Here is a 16,652-nt window from a genome sequence, read left to right on the forward strand (position 1 = left end):
ATGCACATAGATGATGGGCGGAGTTATGGGCGCTGTTCCGAACAAACATACCCGCAAGGCGACCAATGTCAGTCTTGATTCCGAACTTCTGGAAACGGCAAAGCAGCTTGGAATCAATATTTCACGCAGTGCCGAGGCCGGACTGAGAGACGCGGTCGCGAAACGGCAGGCCGAAATCTGGAAAAAGGAAAACAGGGCGGCGATACAGGCCAGCAATGACTATGTTGAAACGCACGGCATTCCGCTGGCATCGCATCGAAAATTCTGATGGCAAGATTTGATATCCATAAGCTCGCCAACGGATATGTTGTGGATGTGCAGGCCGATCTTCTTGCGGATTTGAACACGCGCGTGGTTGTGCCGCTTTGTCCGCATTCGGAAATGCCAAAACCAATCGCACGTTTAAACCCGGTCATTATGATTGGCGACACCCGATGGGTCTTGCTTCCACAGTTCATTGCGACAGTAGCGGTTAAAGAACTGGGAGAGGTGGTCGGTGAGTTTTCTGAGAAATTCGCCCTCACCGACGCACTGGACATGGTGTTTCGGGGAATTTAATCCCGCCAGATCTTCTTGCCCGATCCCGGCAATCCGTATCGATCCCATTTGGCATCAACCCGGTCGATAATCTCGTCTTCCATGAAGATCTTTTCGCCCCATTCCCGATGGGTTTCGGGGGGCAGCTTGTTGGTCGCATCAAGGCCAAGCTTGCCGCCAAGGCCGCTTTCGGGCGATGCGAAATCAAGATAGTCGATGGGGGTTTCGGTCACGGTGGTGATGTCGCGCACCGGGTCCATGCGGGTTGAAATCGCCCACATCACGTCTTTCCAGTCGCGCACATCAATATCGTCATCCACGACAATGACGAATTTCGTATACATGAATTGCCGCAGGAACGACCACACACCCATCATCACGCGCTTGGCATGCCCCGGATAGGCTTTTTTCATCGATACGACCGCGATGCGATACGAACATCCTTCAGGCGGCAGCCAGAAATCGACGATTTCGGGGAATTGCTGCTGCAATAGCGGCACGAAAACATCGTTAAGCGCCTCACCAAGCACCGACGGCTCATCTGGCGGGCGACCGGTAAAGGTCGACAGATAGATCGGCTTTTTGCGCATGGTGATCGCGGTCAGGGTGAATACCGGGAATTCCTCGACCGAGTTATAATAACCGGTATGGTCGCCATACGGCCCTTCGGGCGCATATTCATCCAGCGACACATAACCTTCCAGAATGATTTCCGCCGTGGCCGGGACTTTCAGCGGAACGGTTTTGCACTCCACCAGTTCGACCTTTTCCCCGCGCAGCAATCCGGCAAACTGATATTCCGAAAGCGTATCGGGAACCGGGGTAACGGCGGCAAGGATCGTACCCGGATCGGCACCCAGCACAATGGCGGCGGGCAGCGGATCGCGCTTTTCCTTTTTCCAGCGCGCATGATGCTGCGCCCCGCCGCGATGTTTCAGCCAGCGCATGATCGCCTTGTTCTTGCCCAGAACCTGCATGCGATAGATGCCAAGATTGAACACATCGCGTTTGTCGCCGCCCTTTTCATTGGCGGTGGGGCCTTGGGTCACGACCAGCGGCCACGTGATCAGCGGCGCAGGCTCCCCCGGCCAGCACGACTGGATCGGCAGTTTCGAAAGGTCGATGTCATCGCCCTGAAGGACGATTTCCTGGCAGGGTGCCTTGGAAACCGTTTTGGGTTTCATCGCCATCACGGTTTTGGCCAGCGGCAGCATCGAAAATGCTTCCCTGAGGCTTCCGGGCGGTTCGGGCTGTTTGAGAAACGCCAGCGTTTCGCCGACTTCACGCAATTCTTCGGGTTTGCGGTTCATGCCGGCCGCCACACGGTCCACGGTGCCAAAAAGGTTCACAAGAACCGGCATGTCATATTTCTGGCCGTTCTCGCCAATGACATTTTCAAACAGAACCGCCGGGCCGCCTTCGGCCAGAAGGCGCGTCTGGATTTCCGTCATCTCAAGATAGGGGGAAACCGGTTCGCTCACCCGGACCAGACGGTCTGTCTTTTCAAGCGCGTCGATGAAGTCGCGAAGGGATTGATAGGGCATGGACACCGCAATCTGTGAAAGTCGGTTGGCCAGAAGCAAGAATAAACCGGGCCAACAATAAATCTGCTGCTTCACGAATTAATACGGTGCTGCGGCGATGTCCAGCATCCACTCCCTTATCGGTGGCGAGGGGGAGTGGATGCTGCGCAGGAACAATATGTTCAGCTCTTGGTGTAATAGGCGACATTTCCGTCGTTATCGACGGTCGCCAATTGACCTTCTTTGCTCAGGACAGACATGCAATCGTCTTCTTCATCCCGGTCCCAAAGGCACAGATACTTCCCCTGTTCGACGGTCCAAAGCTTTTCGCGCATGCCACGGTCGCCGTCGTCATCGATCCAGGTGATGGACGCCATGCCATTTTCAAAATAGGTAATGTTCACATTGGCTTCCTCGCCCTGATCACGATAGGAAAAGGTCTGATCATTGATGCTGTTGATCAGCGTCGTGCCGGTTAACGGGCTGTATCCCGATGCGATAACTTTTACGGCCGCTTCTTCCATGTCATCGCTCTGGACATCAATATCGGGGGTGGCCGACGACGTTCCGCAGGCCGAAAGTGCCAGGGCTGCGGTGATGGAAATGACACCGGCAAGACCGGCACGCTTGATATGTGTTATGTTCATTTTATTTTCCTTTTGCTCTTTGTGCCCAACAAATCCGTCGGGGTGTCTGCCGTCAAAAGCGGCGGTCCGGCAGAGCGAAGCACCAGATTAAAAAGGAAAATTGTCGCCTTCTGGCCGTCTATGCGTCGACTGAATGGCAATATTGACCAAATTGGTGGTGTCGGTCGAAGGCCGATTTGGTTATACAGGGGCAGGAAACCGGGTTGCACAGCACCACCCTGCGCAGCCTGTCGACATTCACCAAAGCATGAAGGACGCACAGATGGCCAAATACTGGGTTATCGGGGGCACCTATCAGGATACCGGTTTTGACAAGCCGATCGGCGAAGAAACCAAAGTCGGTCCGTTTGGCAGCTTCGAAGACGCGGAAAAAGAATGGTCCAAGATGGCCTGGCAGTCGGTAGACGACGCCAATTCGCGTTATCGGATCGAACGTTTTGAAGAATACTGGGTCGTCGGTGGCGAATATGAAACCACCGATTTCGAAAAGCCGGTCGGCGGCGAAGAAGAACGCCACGGCCCGTTCGCGACGTTCAAGGATGCCGAAAAGGCATGGTCGAAACTGGCCTGGCAGCACGTTGATAACTGCAATTGCCGTTATCGCGTCGTTGAAGGCTGAACCGGCCTTAAAACCGGAACCGGTTGACGATGTTTTCTGTTTCTGATGCGCGGGCGATTTCTGATCGTTCCTTGCGCGAACAGATTGAAAAACACCCACGCGCGCAGGAAATCCTGCGCGCGTTTTTATATCCCTATGCCGCGCCGGATCATGACTTCCTGTTTGTCGATGGTGTGGTTTTGCCTCTTGCGCGGGATGACATGATGGACGCGATCCGGGGGCGGACGCCGGTTCTGGCCGTCGGATCAAACCGGGCACCGGTTCAACTGGCGCGAAAATTTGCCGCCCCGCATCATCTGGACCCGGTTCCGGTCACGGTTGGCTGGATGGATCATCATGATATCGTTTATTCCGCGCATATGACCGGCTATGGCGCGATCCCCGCAACACTGGCCCCGTCACCCGGAACCCGTGTGCGGGTTGCCGTGACGTGGCTGAATGCGGTGCAACTGACCCATATGCACGCAACGGAATCCGTTCCCGATCATTACCGCTACCAACAGATTGATGGAAAAAACCTGCATCTTGATTGCAGGCAGCCGGTTGATCTGGTTGGCTGCTATCAATCGACCGCCGGATATGTTTTCGACGCGAACGATATCTTCGCCCTTGCAGGTATCGCAGCGACGCAGCGGCGTTTCAAACCACTGAACCAGTGGGAAATGATCGCACATATCGCAATGCGCGCGGGGCAACCGATGCATCCCGATTTCGTGCTTTGGTTGACTGATAATATTGTAATGCGGAAAAAACTGGCCGGGCGCTATTTAAAATCCGGGGACTGATCCTATATCGGAATCAGCGTTATATTATATTGTTGTTTTCCATCGATAATTTTGTAACCATTTGAAACTGTTCTGATTTGGTGCGTAGTTTTTGAGGGGAAAACAACCAAAGGTCAAAAATGACCAGAACCATTGCAATTGGCTTGTCTCGCAATATCCGGTTGCATAGGTCAAAAAATAATATCGATGTTCGGAGTACAACAGAAACATCGAAAACGGAAAAATCACGCAATCCTTTGGGGGGATTCACTGGCGCAATTTTGATTGCAGCCAGCGCTGCTGCATTTTGTGGTGGTGCTCATTTCATCGGGAGAATGAAATGTTCAATGCGCGGTCCGACGATGCCCATATCGTCGAAGCGATCAAGCGGTCGCAGGGGACTATCGAGTTCACGCTTGACGGCAAGATACTGGATGCGAACGAGAATTTCCTGAACCTGATGGGTTATGACCTGTCAGATGTTCGCGGCAAGCATCACAAAATGTTTGTGGATGAGGAATACGCCCAAAGTTCCGAATACAAGGATTTCTGGGAAAAACTGCGTGCAGGTAAATTCTTTACCGCCGAGTTCCAGCGATTTGGCAAGGATGGCAAGGAGGTCTGGATACAGGCAACCTATAACCCGGTCCTGAACCATCGCGGCGTCCCTTACAAGGTGTTCAAGGTCGCAACGGATGTCACCGCCCGTAAACTGAGATCGGCCGATTATGCCGGGCAGGTCGATGCCATCAGCAAATCCCAGGCAGTGATCGAATTTGCCATGGATGGCACAATCCTGACGGCCAATGAAAATTTCCTTTCGGCGATGGGATATGAATTGTCCGAGGTGCAGGGCAAACACCATCGGATGTTTGTGTCACCCGAATATGCCCAAAGCCGCGAATATGCCGATTTCTGGGCCAGGCTGCGTGACGGCAAATATATGTCTGCCGAATATCAGCGTTTCGGAAAGAACGGCAAGGAAGTCTGGATACAGGCCAGTTACAACCCGATCATGGATATGTCCGGGCGTCCGTTCAAGGTTGTAAAATACGCAACCGATATCACAGCCGAAAAAATACAAAGAGCCGATTTTGCCGGTCAGATCGATGCCATCGGCAAATCGCAGGCGGTTATTTCGTTTGAAATGGACGGCACGATCATTGATGCCAATGACAATTTCCTGAATGCGATGGGCTATTCCCGCGAGGAGGTCAAAGGAAAGCATCACAGCATGTTTGTCGATCCGGAATATGCCAAAAGCGACAAATATCGTGATTTCTGGGCCGCACTCGGACAGGGGAAATATCAGGTCGCGGAATTCAAACGCTTTGGCAAGGGTGGCAAGGAAATCTGGATTCAGGCCAGCTATAATCCGGTGATAGATATGAACGGTCGGCCGTTCAAGGTGGTCAAATATGCCACCGACATCACCAAACAGGTTCAGACCCGTATCACGGCCGAAGAACTTGCAGAAGGATCAAGCGCAAGTGCCGAAGCCGTCGCCAGCGCGTCCGAGGAAATGCTGTCGGCCATTCAGGAAATCAGTGAAAGCATGCAGCGTTCCCAGATCGCCGTGACGGACATTGTTTCAAAAATCCAGATGGCCGATGAAATCCGTGGGGAACTGGAAACAACATCCGAAGCGATGACCGGTGTGGTGCAGATCATCCGTGACCTTGCCGAACAGGTGAACCTGCTGGCTCTGAATGCAACAATCGAGGCCGCGCGCGCCGGTGATGCGGGCAAGGGCTTTGCCGTGGTCGCGGGGGAGGTCAAAAACCTTGCAACCCAGACCGCCAAGGCAACCGATCAGATCGAAGTCCAGATCGGCTCAATGTTGAGCATCACCAAACGTGTCGTCAGTTCGACACAGCAAATTTCAACATCCGCCAACGAGGTCAGCGATTACGTCAATGCGGTGGCTTCGGCCGTGGAAGAACAGACCAGCGTGACACAGGATATTTCAAAGAATATCCAGTTCGTGTTCACCGGCATCAGCGAACTGAATGACTGCGTGAAACAGATCGCAAGCTGAAGATGCGTCCTGACCCTATTTCTCCCGATCTGGCAAAAGCTGCCAGATCCGGGTGAATTTGGTATCGACATCCTCGACCGCGATATCGACCGGCACGTCATAGGTTTCAAGCTCGTCGATATTGTGCGTCGGGGCATAGGTTCGACCGGGATCGGCAAGGATGACCCGCGTGCCAAGCCGTGCCTCGCTCATCAGCCATTGCAGGACGGCATTGGCCATTTGCTGCTGATAGCAGACATCACCGGCAAAAATCACATCCCAGCGCCGGGTTGCCGATTGCGTCCCGACAAAGTTTTCGGTCGTGGTTTCAAATGCAACGCCATTGCGTTCGGCATTCAGGCGGGTGGCGGTAATCGCCACCGGGTCAATGTCGTTTGCCAGAATGCTGTCTGCACCGGCCATGACACAGGCAATCGCCTGCATGCCACCGCCGCACGCAAAATCCAGAACCTTTTTGCCGCGCACCATTTCCGGATGATCAAGGATATATCGCGTAATCGCCTGTCCACCCGGCCATGCAAACGCCCAATAGGGCGGCGGGATATCAAGCACCCCAAGAATATCCTCCGTCGCCTGCCAAAGCGGGGTGATATGGGTGGCCAGATACATTTCGATCTCGGGGGCCAATGGCACCCGTGCCGGTACGGTAAAGGTATCGATCAGATCGGCAAAACGCGGATCGTCGACTTCGGGAACCAGCGCATCGGCGAAAACATTATCGGTCATCATGGGCCTGTGGCAACGGAGGATGGGCGGGCATAACGTCTTTGCCATAAGGCTGCAAGCGGTGTTTGCAAACCGTTTCAGCCGACCAGATTGGCAATGATAATCGCAGCAAGCACCAGCAAACCGAAATCGCGGTTCGATTTGAAGCGCCGCAGACAATTCGATGCATCGTCAAGTTTTACGGTCGCAACCTGCCATGCCAGATGCAAACACGCCAGCGCAAGCAACGGGAAGTAAACCCAGTGCAACCCGGCCAGCATCCCCGAAACACCCAGCAAAAGGGTGGTTACGGTATAAAACCCCATCGCCCATTGCGGTGTCGCATCGCCAAGCCGAAGCGCAAGTGACTTTACCCCGATCTTGATGTCGTCATCCTTGTCCTGATGGGCATAAATGGTGTCGTAACCAAGCGTCCAGAAGAATCCCGCGACATACATCGCAACCGCCGCCGGTGCGACAGTGCCGGTGACGGCCGCCCAACCGACAAGCGCCCCCCAGTTGAATGTCAGCCCCAGAACCGCCTGCGGCCAATAGGTGATGCGTTTCATGAACGGATAGGTAATGACAAGCGGCAGGGAACAGATACCGACAATAATCGCCTCGATCCGGAACTGCACCAGCACGGCAAGCCCGATCAGAAGCAAAAGACCCAGAAATGCAATCGCCTGCCAGACCTTGACCTGACCGCTCGGGATCGGTCGGGTGGCAGTGCGTTCGACGCTGCCGTCAAAATTGCGATCCGCCAGATCGTTGACGACGCAACCGGCCCCGCGCATGATCAATGCGCCAATGGCAAAATAAAACATCATCAATATGTCGGGTGTGCCGTTGCTTGCCATGGCGGTTGACCACCAGCAAGGCAAAAGCAGAAGCCATGTGCCAATCGGACGGTCAAGTCGTGCCAGTTTAAGGTAGGGCCGGCTTGCCAACGGTGCGAACCGGTCGATCCAGCTATCGGCTGGCATATCGTTCTTCGTGTTCTGTATCGGTTGGTTGACCTGTGACATAATTGGCCTATGTAACTCTTTAACAAACTGAACTTCGCCGCATAACCGGCCTGGGGACTTATATGACAGACGACGCCACCCGCGCCCGGCAACGCCTTTTCGTTTCCGATCCTATCACGCCGGGATGCGAGATCGAACTCGCACCTGAACAGTCTCATTACCTTGAACATGTGATGCGCCTCAAGCCCGGAACGCCGATCAAGATATTTAATGGTCTTGATGGTGAATGGCTGGCGACCATCGATCACCTTCGCAAAAAGAAGGGCACGCTGACCGTCGAACGGCAATTGCGTGACCAGATCGTCGAACGCGGCCCGATCCTGGCTTTTGCCCCGATCAAAAAGCAGCGCCTTGATTTTCTGATCGAAAAGTCGGTCGAAATGGGGGTTGGCACGCTGCAACCGATTGTGACGGCACATGGCATTACCGACAAGGTGCGCCTTGATCGTTTGCAAGCCCAGGCCATCGAGGCCGCCGAACAATGCGAACGCCTGAGCGTGCCGGAAATTGTCCCGCCGGTAAAACTGCTCGATTGGCTCGCCGACTGGCCGGAAAACCGGCATTTACTGTTCTGTGACGAGACGGGATCAGGCTCACCAATTGGTGAAGTGTTAAGTCAGCTATTGGCAAAGGGCGCTGGCTCGGCTATCGACAACGACAATGTTGTTAACCATGCAATCGTGATTGGACCCGAAGGCGGCTTTAGCGCCGACGAAATTGAACGCATCCGCAAACAGCCTTTTGCAACGCCTGTAAGTCTTGGTCCGCGTATCTTGCGGGCCGAAACCGCGGCAATTGCTGCTTTGTCCGTGTTTCAGGATCGCATCGGCGACGGGTCGATACCTCCGGTCACGAGAGATTAGGGGAAGCCCTTATGACTGTCAGCGCCTCCACCGGCGACAGCCCGGTCATCGAAAGCCGTCGTCAGCTTGTCGAATGGTTCGAGTCCGGATGTACACCGAAAAAAGACTGGGCCATCGGCACAGAACACGAAAAATTCGCCTTTACCCGCAACGATCTTCGCCCGATCCCGTATGAAGGGGAACGGGGGGTAAAGACCCTTCTGACCCAACTTGCCGAACGCTTTGATTGGGAACCGATCATTGAAAACGGCAATGTGATCGCGCTCACCAAGGACAATTGTTCCGTCTCGCTTGAACCGGGCGGGCAGATCGAATTGTCCGGTGCGCCGCTTAAAAATATTCACCAGACCTGTGGCGAAGTGCATCAGCATCTTCATGAAATCCGCGAAATCTGCGGTGATCTTGATATCGAAATGCTGGGTGTCGGCCATCAGCCGAAATGGAAACGCGACGATATTCCGTGGATGCCAAAGGGCCGCTACGCAATCATGCGCGACTATATGCCCAAGGTTGGCAATCTTGGTCTGGACATGATGCTTCGCACCTCGACCATTCAGGTCAATCTGGATTTCGCCTCCGAAGCCGACATGATCAAGAAATTCAGAACATCGCTGGCATTGCAGCCGGTTGCGACCGCGCTCTTTGCCGCATCCCCGTTCGTTGATGGCAAGCCAAGCGGCTATCTGTCTTCGCGCTCCCACGTCTGGACCGATACCGACCCGGACCGTTGCGGCATGCTGCCCTTCGTGTTCGAAGACGGTTTCGGGTTCGAACGCTATGTCGATTACATGCTCGATGTACCGATGTATTTCGTTTATCGCGACGGCAAATACATCAATGCGGCGGGCAAATCGTTCCGCGATTTCATGGCCGGAAAGCTTGACGTTCTACCCGGTGAACGCCCGACGATGAATGACTGGTCCGATCACATGACGACTGCCTTCCCCGAAGTGCGTCTCAAGAAATTCCTTGAAATGCGCGGCGCGGATGGTGGCCCGTGGAAACGCATCTGCGCCCTTCCGGCCCTGTGGGTGGGCCTTTTGTATGACGATGCCGCGCTGGATGCCGCATGGGATCTGGTCAAGGATCTCAGCCATGCCGAACGCGAAGCCCTTCGCGATGATGTGCCGCGTACTGCCCTTGCCACGAAGTTCAGAAACGGCACGGTTCAGGACCTCGCCAAGGATGTGCTGGCCGTCTCCAGACAGGGGCTCAAGGCGCGTGGTCGCATGGATGCCTATGGCGACGATGAAAGCCATTTCCTCGAAAGCCTCGAAGACGTCGCCGAAAGCGGTCGGACCCTGGCCGAGGAATTCCTCGATAAATATGAAACCGAATGGAACGGATCGGTCGATCCGCTGTTCCGGGAATACGCCTATTAGACATTGTGAAATGGCGGTGAATAATCGCCGCCATTTTTCATTTTTCGTGAATAATGAAAGTTCTGCCGTAATGACGACCAAAGCCAACCCTTGCGAAACCATGTCCGATGTGCGTGCGAATGTGGACCGGGTGGACAGGCTTCTGGTGGCGCTGATGGCGGAACGGTTGAATTATATCGAACAGGCCGCCCGCATCAAACCGACACGCGATGCCGTGCGTGACGAAGACCGGATCGAGGATGTCATCACCAAGGTCCGTGCCCAGTGTCGCATCGATGGCTTTGACGAAAACATGGCCGAACGGATGTGGCGGGCGATGATGGAAGATTTCATCGCCCACGAATTCGTCAAATGGGATGATCTGCGCAAATAACCGGTTGCCGGTTTCTTTGGCAACCTGACCTTACTGTGCCGCAAGCCTGTCGACATTGCTGCCAAACCAGTCCCGAACCGCGTTGATATCGCTTTCGCCCATGCCAAGGCCAAGCTTGGTCCGTCGCCAAAGGACATCCTCGGCGGACCTCGCCCATTCCTGCGTCATCAGGAAACGCAGTTCTGCCTCAAACAGGTTCGGCGCAACTTCCCTACCCAGATCACCAATGGCCTTGGCATCCGGTGCAATGTCAAACAGGCGCGTGCCGTAACAGCGCGCCCAGCGATGGGCGATCTGTTCGGGCAGCCAGTTCAACTTTGTCCTGACACCGGCCAGGAACCGGTCGAAATTGCCATCGGCCATATCCCCGCCCGGCAGGACCGATGTCGCGGTCCAGTCGGATGCATCATTGCCCAGAACCGGACAAAGCTTTTGCAGGGCATGTTCGGCCAACCGGCGATAGGTGGTGATTTTCCCGCCATAGATCGACAGGATGGCGGGGGCGTCGCCGTCCCCGGTATCGAGGTCAAACACGTAATCGCGCGTGACCGCCGATGCGTTGCTGTTCTTGTCGTCATAAAGCGGCCTGACACCGGCATAATCCCAAACGATATCGGCCCGCGTTAACGGTGCTGCCAGATAGCCATTGACCAGATCAAGCAGGTAATCGATTTCGCCGTCGCTGATCTTCACATCGGCGGGGTCGCCGTCATAGGGCACATCCGTCGTCCCGATCAGGGTGTAGTCCCGCTGATAAGGGATGGCAAAGGCAATGCGACCATCCCCGTTCTGGAAGATATAGCAATGATCATGCGGGTGAATGCGCGGCACGACGAAATGGCTGCCCTTGACCAGCCGCAACCCTGCGGCCTTGTCGCCAAGCCCGGCACGGTCGACCATTTCGGTCACCCACGGGCCGGCGGCATTGACCACGGCCCGTGCCGAAACGCTGGTTTCCTTGCCGTCTTCGGCTTGCAGTGTCGCGGTCCAGCCATCCGTTCCGCGCACAAGGGCGGCACAGCGCGTCCGGGTTTTGATCACCGCCCCGCGGGCCTGCGCATCAAGGGCATTTAAAACCACAAGCCTGGCATCATCGACCCAGCAATCGGAATAGGAAAAGCCGCTGGTGAACTGGTCCAGAAGCGGTTTGCCTTCGGCCGTGCCATTCAGGGACAGGGCACGGGACCCCGGCAGGCGTTTGCGCTTTGCCAGATGGTCATACAGGAACAACCCGGCCCGCAGCATCCATTTGGGCCGAAGGCCCTTATGGTGCGGCAGAACAAAGGTCAGCGGCCAGATGATATGCGGGGCGGCTGCCAGAAGAACCTCGCGTTCCTGCAAGGCTTCACGCACCAGCCGGAACTCGTAATGTTCAAGATAACGCAGGCCGCCATGGATCAGTTTGGTCGAGGATGAAGACGTGGCCGAGGCAAGGTCGCGCTGTTCGACCAGAAGGACGGACAGGCCACGACCGGCGGCATCACGGGCAATACCCGCACCATTGATGCCGCCGCCTACGACCAGAAGGTCGTATTGTTCAGACACGTCAGATCACCTTTTTGCGCAACCAGGCGGCCAGGGCCTCGCCCACGATCACAAGACCGATGATCGCCAGCAGAATGGTGGCAACCGTCTGCCAGGCAAAGGTGTCAATTGCGCCTTGCAGGACGATACCGATCCCGCCGGCCCCGACCAGACCCAGAACCGTGCTTTCGCGCAAATTGATGTCCCAGCGCAGGATCGAAACCGCAAAGAAGGTCGGCATGACCTGCGGCACAACCCCGTAAATCAGGATTTTGAACCGCGATGCACCAACGGATTCAAGCGCCTCGATCGGGGCCCTGTCGATTTCCTCGATCGCCTCGCCCAGCAATTTGCCGATAAAGCCGATCGAACGGAAAACAATCGCAAGAATACCGGCCATCACGCCGGGGCCGAAAATCGCAACAAACAGCAACGCCCAGATGATGGTATTGACCGACCGCGACGACACCAGAATAAACCGGCCAATCCACAGGGTCAGCTTGTTCGGGGTGGTGTTCTGGGCCGCAATCAGGGCAATCGGCAATGAAAGGAATACCGCAAAAAACGTTGCAATCGTCGCAATATTGACGGTTTCCAGCAACGTGATGGCGATCATTTCCCAATCATTAAGGGATGGCGGATACATGCGCGAAAAAAGATCGCCCATCTGTTGCGGGGCATCCCAAAGCCACGGCCATATGATGTTGATCGTCGAAAGCGACCAGACCGTTGCCAGCACGACACCGCCATACATGGCAAAGCGCAGCCAGCGTTGTTTCGGGGTATAGCGTGACCATTCGCGTTCGGCGATGGCGTCCGGTCCGGTGTTTTGTGTTGTCGTTACCATATGTTCCTCCGGATCCGGCCGCTTATGGCTTCGCTGATCAGGATGACGCCGATAATGCAAAGCGTGATCGCAAGCGCGAAGTCATAGTCATAGCGCCGAAACGCATTCATCAGGGTCGATCCGATCCCGCCCGCGCCCACAATGCCGACCACGGCAGATGCACGCAGATTGCTGTCAAGCTGATAGATCGAAAGACCGATCTGGCGGGGCATGATTTGCGGGATCACGGCATAAAGCATGGTGATAAATGTCCCGCCACCGGCCGCACGGATGGCTTCGACCTGGCCCCAGTCGATTTCCTCGATCCGTTCGGCCAGCATTTTGGCAACAAAACCGATGGAATAGATCGTCAGGGTCAAAATTCCCGCCAGCGGACCAAAACCGACCGCCTTGACGAACAGGATGGCAACGATCACCGGATGGAAACTGCGCGCGATAATGATAATGGCACGCCCGATGTTATAGAGCCATTTGGGCGCAATATTGGATGCGGCGGCAAAGGCAATCGGCACGCTGAGCATCACACCGGCAAGGGTTGCAACAATGGCGATCTTGATGCTTTCAAGAAAGCCCTGCAGCACCAGTTCACCCCGGATCATGTCAGGCGGAAAAGCACCCTTGAAAATACGGATGGCGCGCGGAATGCCTTCCTGAATACGTTCCCAGTTAAACGGCAGGCTGGTGACCGCCCACACGACATAGGCCAATACGCCAAGAATGATCGCCCAGCGTATCGCCGGATTGGCGATAAAGGGCGGTTTTTTCCATGTGCGCTGGTCCGTTGGTTTTTCAACGGAAAGGGTCATTGCGATACCACCTCGCGCAGGGTTTCCGGATCGCCGGTTTCGCCGCGTTCTTCTGCGGGCACCCCGGCATAGATTTCATCCATGGCATCCTGCGTCAGGTCGGTCGGAACACTGTCAAAGATGATGCGGCCAAACCGCATGCCGACGATGCGCTGGGTATATTCCTTGGCCTCGGTGACATTGTGGATATTGATCAGAACCGGCAACTGCAATTCGGATGCCAGTGCGCGCAACAATTCCATGATCTGCCGGGATGTTTTGGGATCCAGCGACGCCGTCGGTTCATCGGCCAGCAGGATTTCGGGTTCCTGCATCAGGGCGCGAACCACGCCGACACGCTGGCGTTCACCACCCGATAATTCATCGGCGCGTTTGTTGGCATAATGGGCAATGCCGACACGTTCCATCAATTGAAACGCACGATCAATGTCGCTTTGGGGGAAATTGCGCGTCATGGCGCGCCAGGCCGGAACATATCCCAGTCGTCCCGACAGAACATTTTCCATAACCGTCAAACGGTTGATCAGGTTGAAACCCTGAAAAATCATGCCGATACGACGACGTGCCAGACGCAACTCGCCGCCGGACAAAGTCGTCAGTTCGGTGCCGTTAAGGTCAATCGAGCCCGATGTGGGTTCGACCAGACGGTTAATGCAGCGCAAAAGCGTGCTTTTACCCGCGCCCGATGCCCCAATGATGGCAACGACGCTTTCGCCCGGAACTTCAAGGTTCAGGTCCTTGAGAACGGCCTCATCCTTGCCATAGCGTTTGACCAGATCTTTGATACGCAGCATCACGATACCTTGAAAAAAGACTACCGGGACCGAAAATCGATCCCGGCAGCAGCAGTTTGAAAGAAGGGATTACTTCAGGTTGTCCGGGGTGTATGTGACACCGTTGGCAGCCTGGATTTCACGAATGACGTCCCAGTCATCCTTGTAGGTGACCGGTACGAATTTGGTGACACCCTTGAATTCTTCGCCAAGTGCCGTGCCCTTCATGTCGAAGGTAAAGAACGCTTCCTTGATCTTTTCGATCAGTTCGGGCTTCAGGTTATAGGCATAGTTGAACGAAGTGGTCGGGAACGGCTTGCTTTCATAAAGGATTTTGACATCAGCCGGATCGTACAGATCGCGCTGGGCCATACGTTCAACCACTTCGGATGCGACCGGGGCGGCGTCATAGTCGCCGGCAACAACGCCCAGCATCGACTGGTCGTGCGATCCGGAATAGACGACTTCGTAATCCTGTTCCGGCACGATACCCTGACCGGGCAGAAGGGCGCGCGGTGCAAGGTTGCCCGAGTTCGAGGTCGGGGACGTATGGGCAACACGTTTGCCCTTAAGATCGGCAAGCGAATTGATGCCGCTGTCAACGCGGGTATAAAGCTGCAATGTGTAACCGAAACGACCATCATCCGCCCCCATCAGGGCAAACGGAACCGCACCGGCAAGGTTAACTGCAAACGGGGTCGGCCCGGTCGAGAACCCGGCAACATGCAGACGGCCCGAACGCATTGCCTCAACCTCGGCCGAGTTCGATTGAACGGCAAAGAAGTGAACGTCCTTGCCGGTTACTTTTTCAAGATGTTCAAGGAACGGGTCCCAGATGTCGGCATAAACCGCCGGATCTTCGACCGGGGTATAGGCAAAGACAAGAGTGTCCGGATCAACCTGCTGATCGGCTGCCGGTGCATCGGCAACCATATCGCCATCCATATCGCAATACATCTGGTCAAGATCGCCACGCGCGATGCAATCGTCGGCCTGTGCAAATGCCGGGCTGCTGCCGATGCTCATCATTCCGATGGCAGCAAGCAGTGTGGAAACCTTCAAAATGTCCGTTTTTTTCGCATGTGAAAACATGTGACAGAACCTTTCTTCCCTGTAAACGCAGGCTTTACGCCATTTTTAAATGTGGTTTTGTTGTTTTTATTGTTGCTTTTATCAACATTATAAAGTGGCAAAAAGTTTGAAAAGCAACATAAAACTGTAACAATCAGTTACAAAAATAACTGTTAACCTTATCCGAAAGTGGTGCGGGCCAGACTATTCAGGGGGGAGAGGCTTTTTGCGTATCGGAAAAAAGGAACGGCAGAAACGCATCCTTCAGGAGCTGCAAGTTCATCCGCATGTGAGAGTTGCCACATTGGCGGAACGATTCGATGTGGCAACTGAAACAATTCGCCGCGATCTGGATGCGCTAAGCGACGATGGCCTGATCAAGCGCGAATTTGGCGGTGCATCCGCGCAACCGATGGGCCATCAGCCCGATCTGGCCCAGCGCCAGATGACCGCGGTTGCCGGGTTCGAGCGGATCGGCATCATGGCGGGCAATATGATCCGGCCGGGCGATGTGATCATGATCGATGCCGGGTCAACGGTCAGCCAGCTTGCCCCCTATATGGCCCAGAATCCCGGCGCATTGCGGCGCACGGTTCTGACCAATTGCTATGCGGTGGTGCATGGCATGGGTGAACAGGCGGTGATTGACGATGTCATCATGTGCCCGGGGCAGTTCGATCCGCGCGAAAATGCGGTTTATGGCAATGACACGATTGACTTCCTGCGCCGTTTTCACGCCAACAAGGCGTTTATCGGGGCGTCGGGTGTTTCATGGCAGGGGTTCAGTGACGTGAACCGTCGCGCGGTTGCGGTCAAGCGCGCCATGATGGAACGGTCCGATGAAACCTGGCTGATGGTGGATCACACCAAGTTCGATCAGCGTTACCTTGAAAACATCGCACCGCTCGAAGCCCTGACCGGGGTGATCACGGACCGTTTGCCGCCTGAAAAACTGCTGTCACATCTTGATCGCATCGGCGTCCAGATTGTCGCATGGCAGGACAATGTCTCGTCAGATCAGGGGGCAATCGCCAGCTGATATTTTATCGCTGGCGATAAAACCGCATTTTTTCAACAGAGTGACTTTGCGCGAACGATCATTTGCGCCCATATTCGGGAACGGCAAAAGATAATTGCCAGCCGGGTTCCCGC

18 protein-coding genes are annotated in these 16,652 nt (G+C 55.1%); 9 read left to right on the plus strand and 9 right to left on the minus strand.

Annotation, left to right across the window (positions count from 1 at the left end; genetic code table 11):
- Positions 1-25: 25 nt before the first annotated feature.
- Both LG297_RS03315 and LG297_RS03320 read left to right on the plus strand, forming a co-directional pair.
- Complete coding sequence (locus LG297_RS03315) at positions 26-268, plus strand: type II toxin-antitoxin system CcdA family antitoxin (RefSeq protein WP_404425112.1); 243 nt, start codon at positions 26-28, stop codon at positions 266-268.
- Complete coding sequence (locus LG297_RS03320; protein ID WP_404425114.1) at positions 268-558, plus strand: CcdB family protein; 291 nt, start codon at positions 268-270, stop codon at positions 556-558. The genes LG297_RS03315 and LG297_RS03320 overlap by 1 nt, the downstream gene beginning before the upstream one ends.
- On the opposite strand, the gene LG297_RS03325 is transcribed toward LG297_RS03320, so the two are convergent.
- A complete protein-coding gene (locus tag LG297_RS03325) occupies positions 555-2,081 on the minus strand; it encodes a UbiD family decarboxylase (protein WP_404425116.1) in 1,527 nt (508 codons plus the stop codon). The two genes, LG297_RS03320 and LG297_RS03325, sit on opposite strands and share 4 nt — an antisense overlap.
- Positions 2,082-2,242: 161 nt before the next feature.
- Positions 2,243-2,707 (minus strand): hypothetical protein, encoded by a 465-nt coding sequence (locus tag LG297_RS03330; protein WP_404425118.1) that lies wholly within the window; start codon positions 2,705-2,707, stop codon positions 2,243-2,245.
- A gap of 133 nt (positions 2,708-2,840) precedes the next feature.
- Here LG297_RS03330 and LG297_RS03335 point away from each other — a divergent pair, with 133 nt between their 5' ends.
- The 3 genes from LG297_RS03335 (at position 2,841) to LG297_RS03345 (ending at position 6,128) form a co-directional block, all read left to right on the plus strand.
- The gene (locus tag LG297_RS03335; protein ID WP_404425120.1) at positions 2,841-3,326 is read left to right on the plus strand and encodes a hypothetical protein; all 486 of its coding nucleotides are present in this window, start codon (positions 2,841-2,843) and stop codon (positions 3,324-3,326) included.
- Positions 3,327-3,355: 29 nt separating this feature from the next.
- Positions 3,356-4,111 carry a hypothetical protein gene (locus LG297_RS03340; RefSeq protein ID WP_404425122.1) on the plus strand — a complete coding sequence of 252 codons (756 nt, stop codon included), beginning with the start codon at positions 3,356-3,358 and terminating at the stop codon, positions 4,109-4,111.
- Positions 4,112-4,430: 319 nt separating this feature from the next.
- Entirely contained in the window at positions 4,431-6,128 is a 1,698-nt protein-coding gene (locus LG297_RS03345; RefSeq protein ID WP_404425124.1) for a PAS domain-containing protein, read from the plus strand.
- Positions 6,129-6,143: 15 nt separating this feature from the next.
- On the opposite strand, the gene LG297_RS03350 is transcribed toward LG297_RS03345, so the two are convergent.
- Positions 6,144-6,854 (minus strand): class I SAM-dependent methyltransferase, encoded by a 711-nt coding sequence (locus tag LG297_RS03350; protein ID WP_404425126.1) that lies wholly within the window; start codon positions 6,852-6,854, stop codon positions 6,144-6,146.
- A 77-nt stretch (positions 6,855-6,931) separates the two neighbouring features.
- A complete protein-coding gene (gene ubiA, locus LG297_RS03355) occupies positions 6,932-7,861 on the minus strand; it encodes a 4-hydroxybenzoate octaprenyltransferase (RefSeq protein ID WP_404425128.1) in 930 nt (309 codons plus the stop codon).
- 62 nt (positions 7,862-7,923) lie between these two features.
- Between ubiA and LG297_RS03360 the strand changes: the two genes are divergently transcribed.
- From LG297_RS03360 to LG297_RS03370, 3 genes are all read left to right on the plus strand, one after another.
- The gene (locus tag LG297_RS03360; protein ID WP_404425130.1) at positions 7,924-8,724 is read left to right on the plus strand and encodes a 16S rRNA (uracil(1498)-N(3))-methyltransferase; all 801 of its coding nucleotides are present in this window, start codon (positions 7,924-7,926) and stop codon (positions 8,722-8,724) included.
- Positions 8,725-8,735: 11 nt separating this feature from the next.
- Complete coding sequence (locus tag LG297_RS03365) at positions 8,736-10,106, plus strand: glutamate--cysteine ligase (RefSeq protein WP_404425132.1); 1,371 nt, start codon at positions 8,736-8,738, stop codon at positions 10,104-10,106.
- 70 nt (positions 10,107-10,176) lie between these two features.
- A complete protein-coding gene (locus LG297_RS03370) occupies positions 10,177-10,479 on the plus strand; it encodes a chorismate mutase (RefSeq protein WP_404425134.1) in 303 nt (100 codons plus the stop codon).
- Between the two features lie 30 nt (positions 10,480-10,509).
- Here LG297_RS03370 and glpD read toward each other — a convergent pair whose 3' ends face one another.
- The 5 genes from glpD to phnD form a co-directional block, all read right to left on the minus strand.
- Complete coding sequence (gene glpD / locus LG297_RS03375) at positions 10,510-12,024, minus strand: glycerol-3-phosphate dehydrogenase (protein ID WP_404425136.1); 1,515 nt, start codon at positions 12,022-12,024, stop codon at positions 10,510-10,512.
- A 1-nt stretch (position 12,025) separates the two neighbouring features.
- The gene (gene phnE, locus LG297_RS03380; RefSeq protein ID WP_404425138.1) at positions 12,026-12,850 is read right to left on the minus strand and encodes a phosphonate ABC transporter, permease protein PhnE; all 825 of its coding nucleotides are present in this window, start codon (positions 12,848-12,850) and stop codon (positions 12,026-12,028) included.
- The gene (gene phnE, locus LG297_RS03385) at positions 12,844-13,656 is read right to left on the minus strand and encodes a phosphonate ABC transporter, permease protein PhnE (protein WP_404425140.1); all 813 of its coding nucleotides are present in this window, start codon (positions 13,654-13,656) and stop codon (positions 12,844-12,846) included. The genes phnE (LG297_RS03380) and phnE (LG297_RS03385) overlap by 7 nt, the downstream gene beginning before the upstream one ends.
- A complete protein-coding gene (gene phnC, locus LG297_RS03390) occupies positions 13,653-14,450 on the minus strand; it encodes a phosphonate ABC transporter ATP-binding protein (RefSeq protein ID WP_404425142.1) in 798 nt (265 codons plus the stop codon). The genes phnE (LG297_RS03385) and phnC overlap by 4 nt, the downstream gene beginning before the upstream one ends.
- A gap of 69 nt (positions 14,451-14,519) precedes the next feature.
- Positions 14,520-15,491, minus strand: coding sequence for a phosphate/phosphite/phosphonate ABC transporter substrate-binding protein (phnD, locus tag LG297_RS03395; protein ID WP_404425144.1), 972 nt, complete (start codon positions 15,489-15,491; stop codon positions 14,520-14,522).
- Between the two features lie 235 nt (positions 15,492-15,726).
- On the opposite strand from phnD, the gene LG297_RS03400 reads away from it, so the two are divergent.
- Positions 15,727-16,539 carry a DeoR/GlpR family DNA-binding transcription regulator gene (locus LG297_RS03400; RefSeq protein WP_404425146.1) on the plus strand — a complete coding sequence of 271 codons (813 nt, stop codon included), beginning with the start codon at positions 15,727-15,729 and terminating at the stop codon, positions 16,537-16,539.
- Positions 16,540-16,652: the final 113 nt, after the last annotated feature.

Source organism: Thalassospira australica, from assembly GCF_044790785.1.
GTDB classification, from domain to species: domain Bacteria; phylum Pseudomonadota; class Alphaproteobacteria; order Rhodospirillales; family Thalassospiraceae; genus Thalassospira; species Thalassospira australica_A.

What these genes read in the sequence shown, in the direction of transcription:
- ubiA (WP_404425128.1), bottom strand. Translation starts at nt 7,861, where the DNA reads ATGTCACAGGTCAACCAACCGATACAGAACACGAAGAACGATATGCCA.
- phnE (WP_404425138.1), bottom strand. Translation starts at nt 12,850, where the DNA reads ATGGTAACGACAACACAAAACACCGGACCGGACGCCATCGCCGAACGC.
- LG297_RS03335 (WP_404425120.1), top strand. Translation starts at nt 2,841, where the DNA reads ATGGCAATATTGACCAAATTGGTGGTGTCGGTCGAAGGCCGATTTGGT.
- phnE (WP_404425140.1), bottom strand. Translation starts at nt 13,656, where the DNA reads ATGACCCTTTCCGTTGAAAAACCAACGGACCAGCGCACATGGAAAAAA.
- LG297_RS03325 (WP_404425116.1), bottom strand. Translation starts at nt 2,081, where the DNA reads ATGCCCTATCAATCCCTTCGCGACTTCATCGACGCGCTTGAAAAGACA.
- LG297_RS03370 (WP_404425134.1), top strand. Translation starts at nt 10,177, where the DNA reads ATGACGACCAAAGCCAACCCTTGCGAAACCATGTCCGATGTGCGTGCG.
- LG297_RS03350 (WP_404425126.1), bottom strand. Translation starts at nt 6,854, where the DNA reads ATGACCGATAATGTTTTCGCCGATGCGCTGGTTCCCGAAGTCGACGAT.
- LG297_RS03330 (WP_404425118.1), bottom strand. Translation starts at nt 2,707, where the DNA reads ATGAACATAACACATATCAAGCGTGCCGGTCTTGCCGGTGTCATTTCC.
- LG297_RS03360 (WP_404425130.1), top strand. Translation starts at nt 7,924, where the DNA reads ATGACAGACGACGCCACCCGCGCCCGGCAACGCCTTTTCGTTTCCGAT.
- LG297_RS03365 (WP_404425132.1), top strand. Translation starts at nt 8,736, where the DNA reads ATGACTGTCAGCGCCTCCACCGGCGACAGCCCGGTCATCGAAAGCCGT.
- LG297_RS03315 (WP_404425112.1), top strand. Translation starts at nt 26, where the DNA reads ATGGGCGCTGTTCCGAACAAACATACCCGCAAGGCGACCAATGTCAGT.
- LG297_RS03320 (WP_404425114.1), top strand. Translation starts at nt 268, where the DNA reads ATGGCAAGATTTGATATCCATAAGCTCGCCAACGGATATGTTGTGGAT.
- phnC (WP_404425142.1), bottom strand. Translation starts at nt 14,450, where the DNA reads ATGCTGCGTATCAAAGATCTGGTCAAACGCTATGGCAAGGATGAGGCC.
- LG297_RS03345 (WP_404425124.1), top strand. Translation starts at nt 4,431, where the DNA reads ATGTTCAATGCGCGGTCCGACGATGCCCATATCGTCGAAGCGATCAAG.
- LG297_RS03340 (WP_404425122.1), top strand. Translation starts at nt 3,356, where the DNA reads ATGTTTTCTGTTTCTGATGCGCGGGCGATTTCTGATCGTTCCTTGCGC.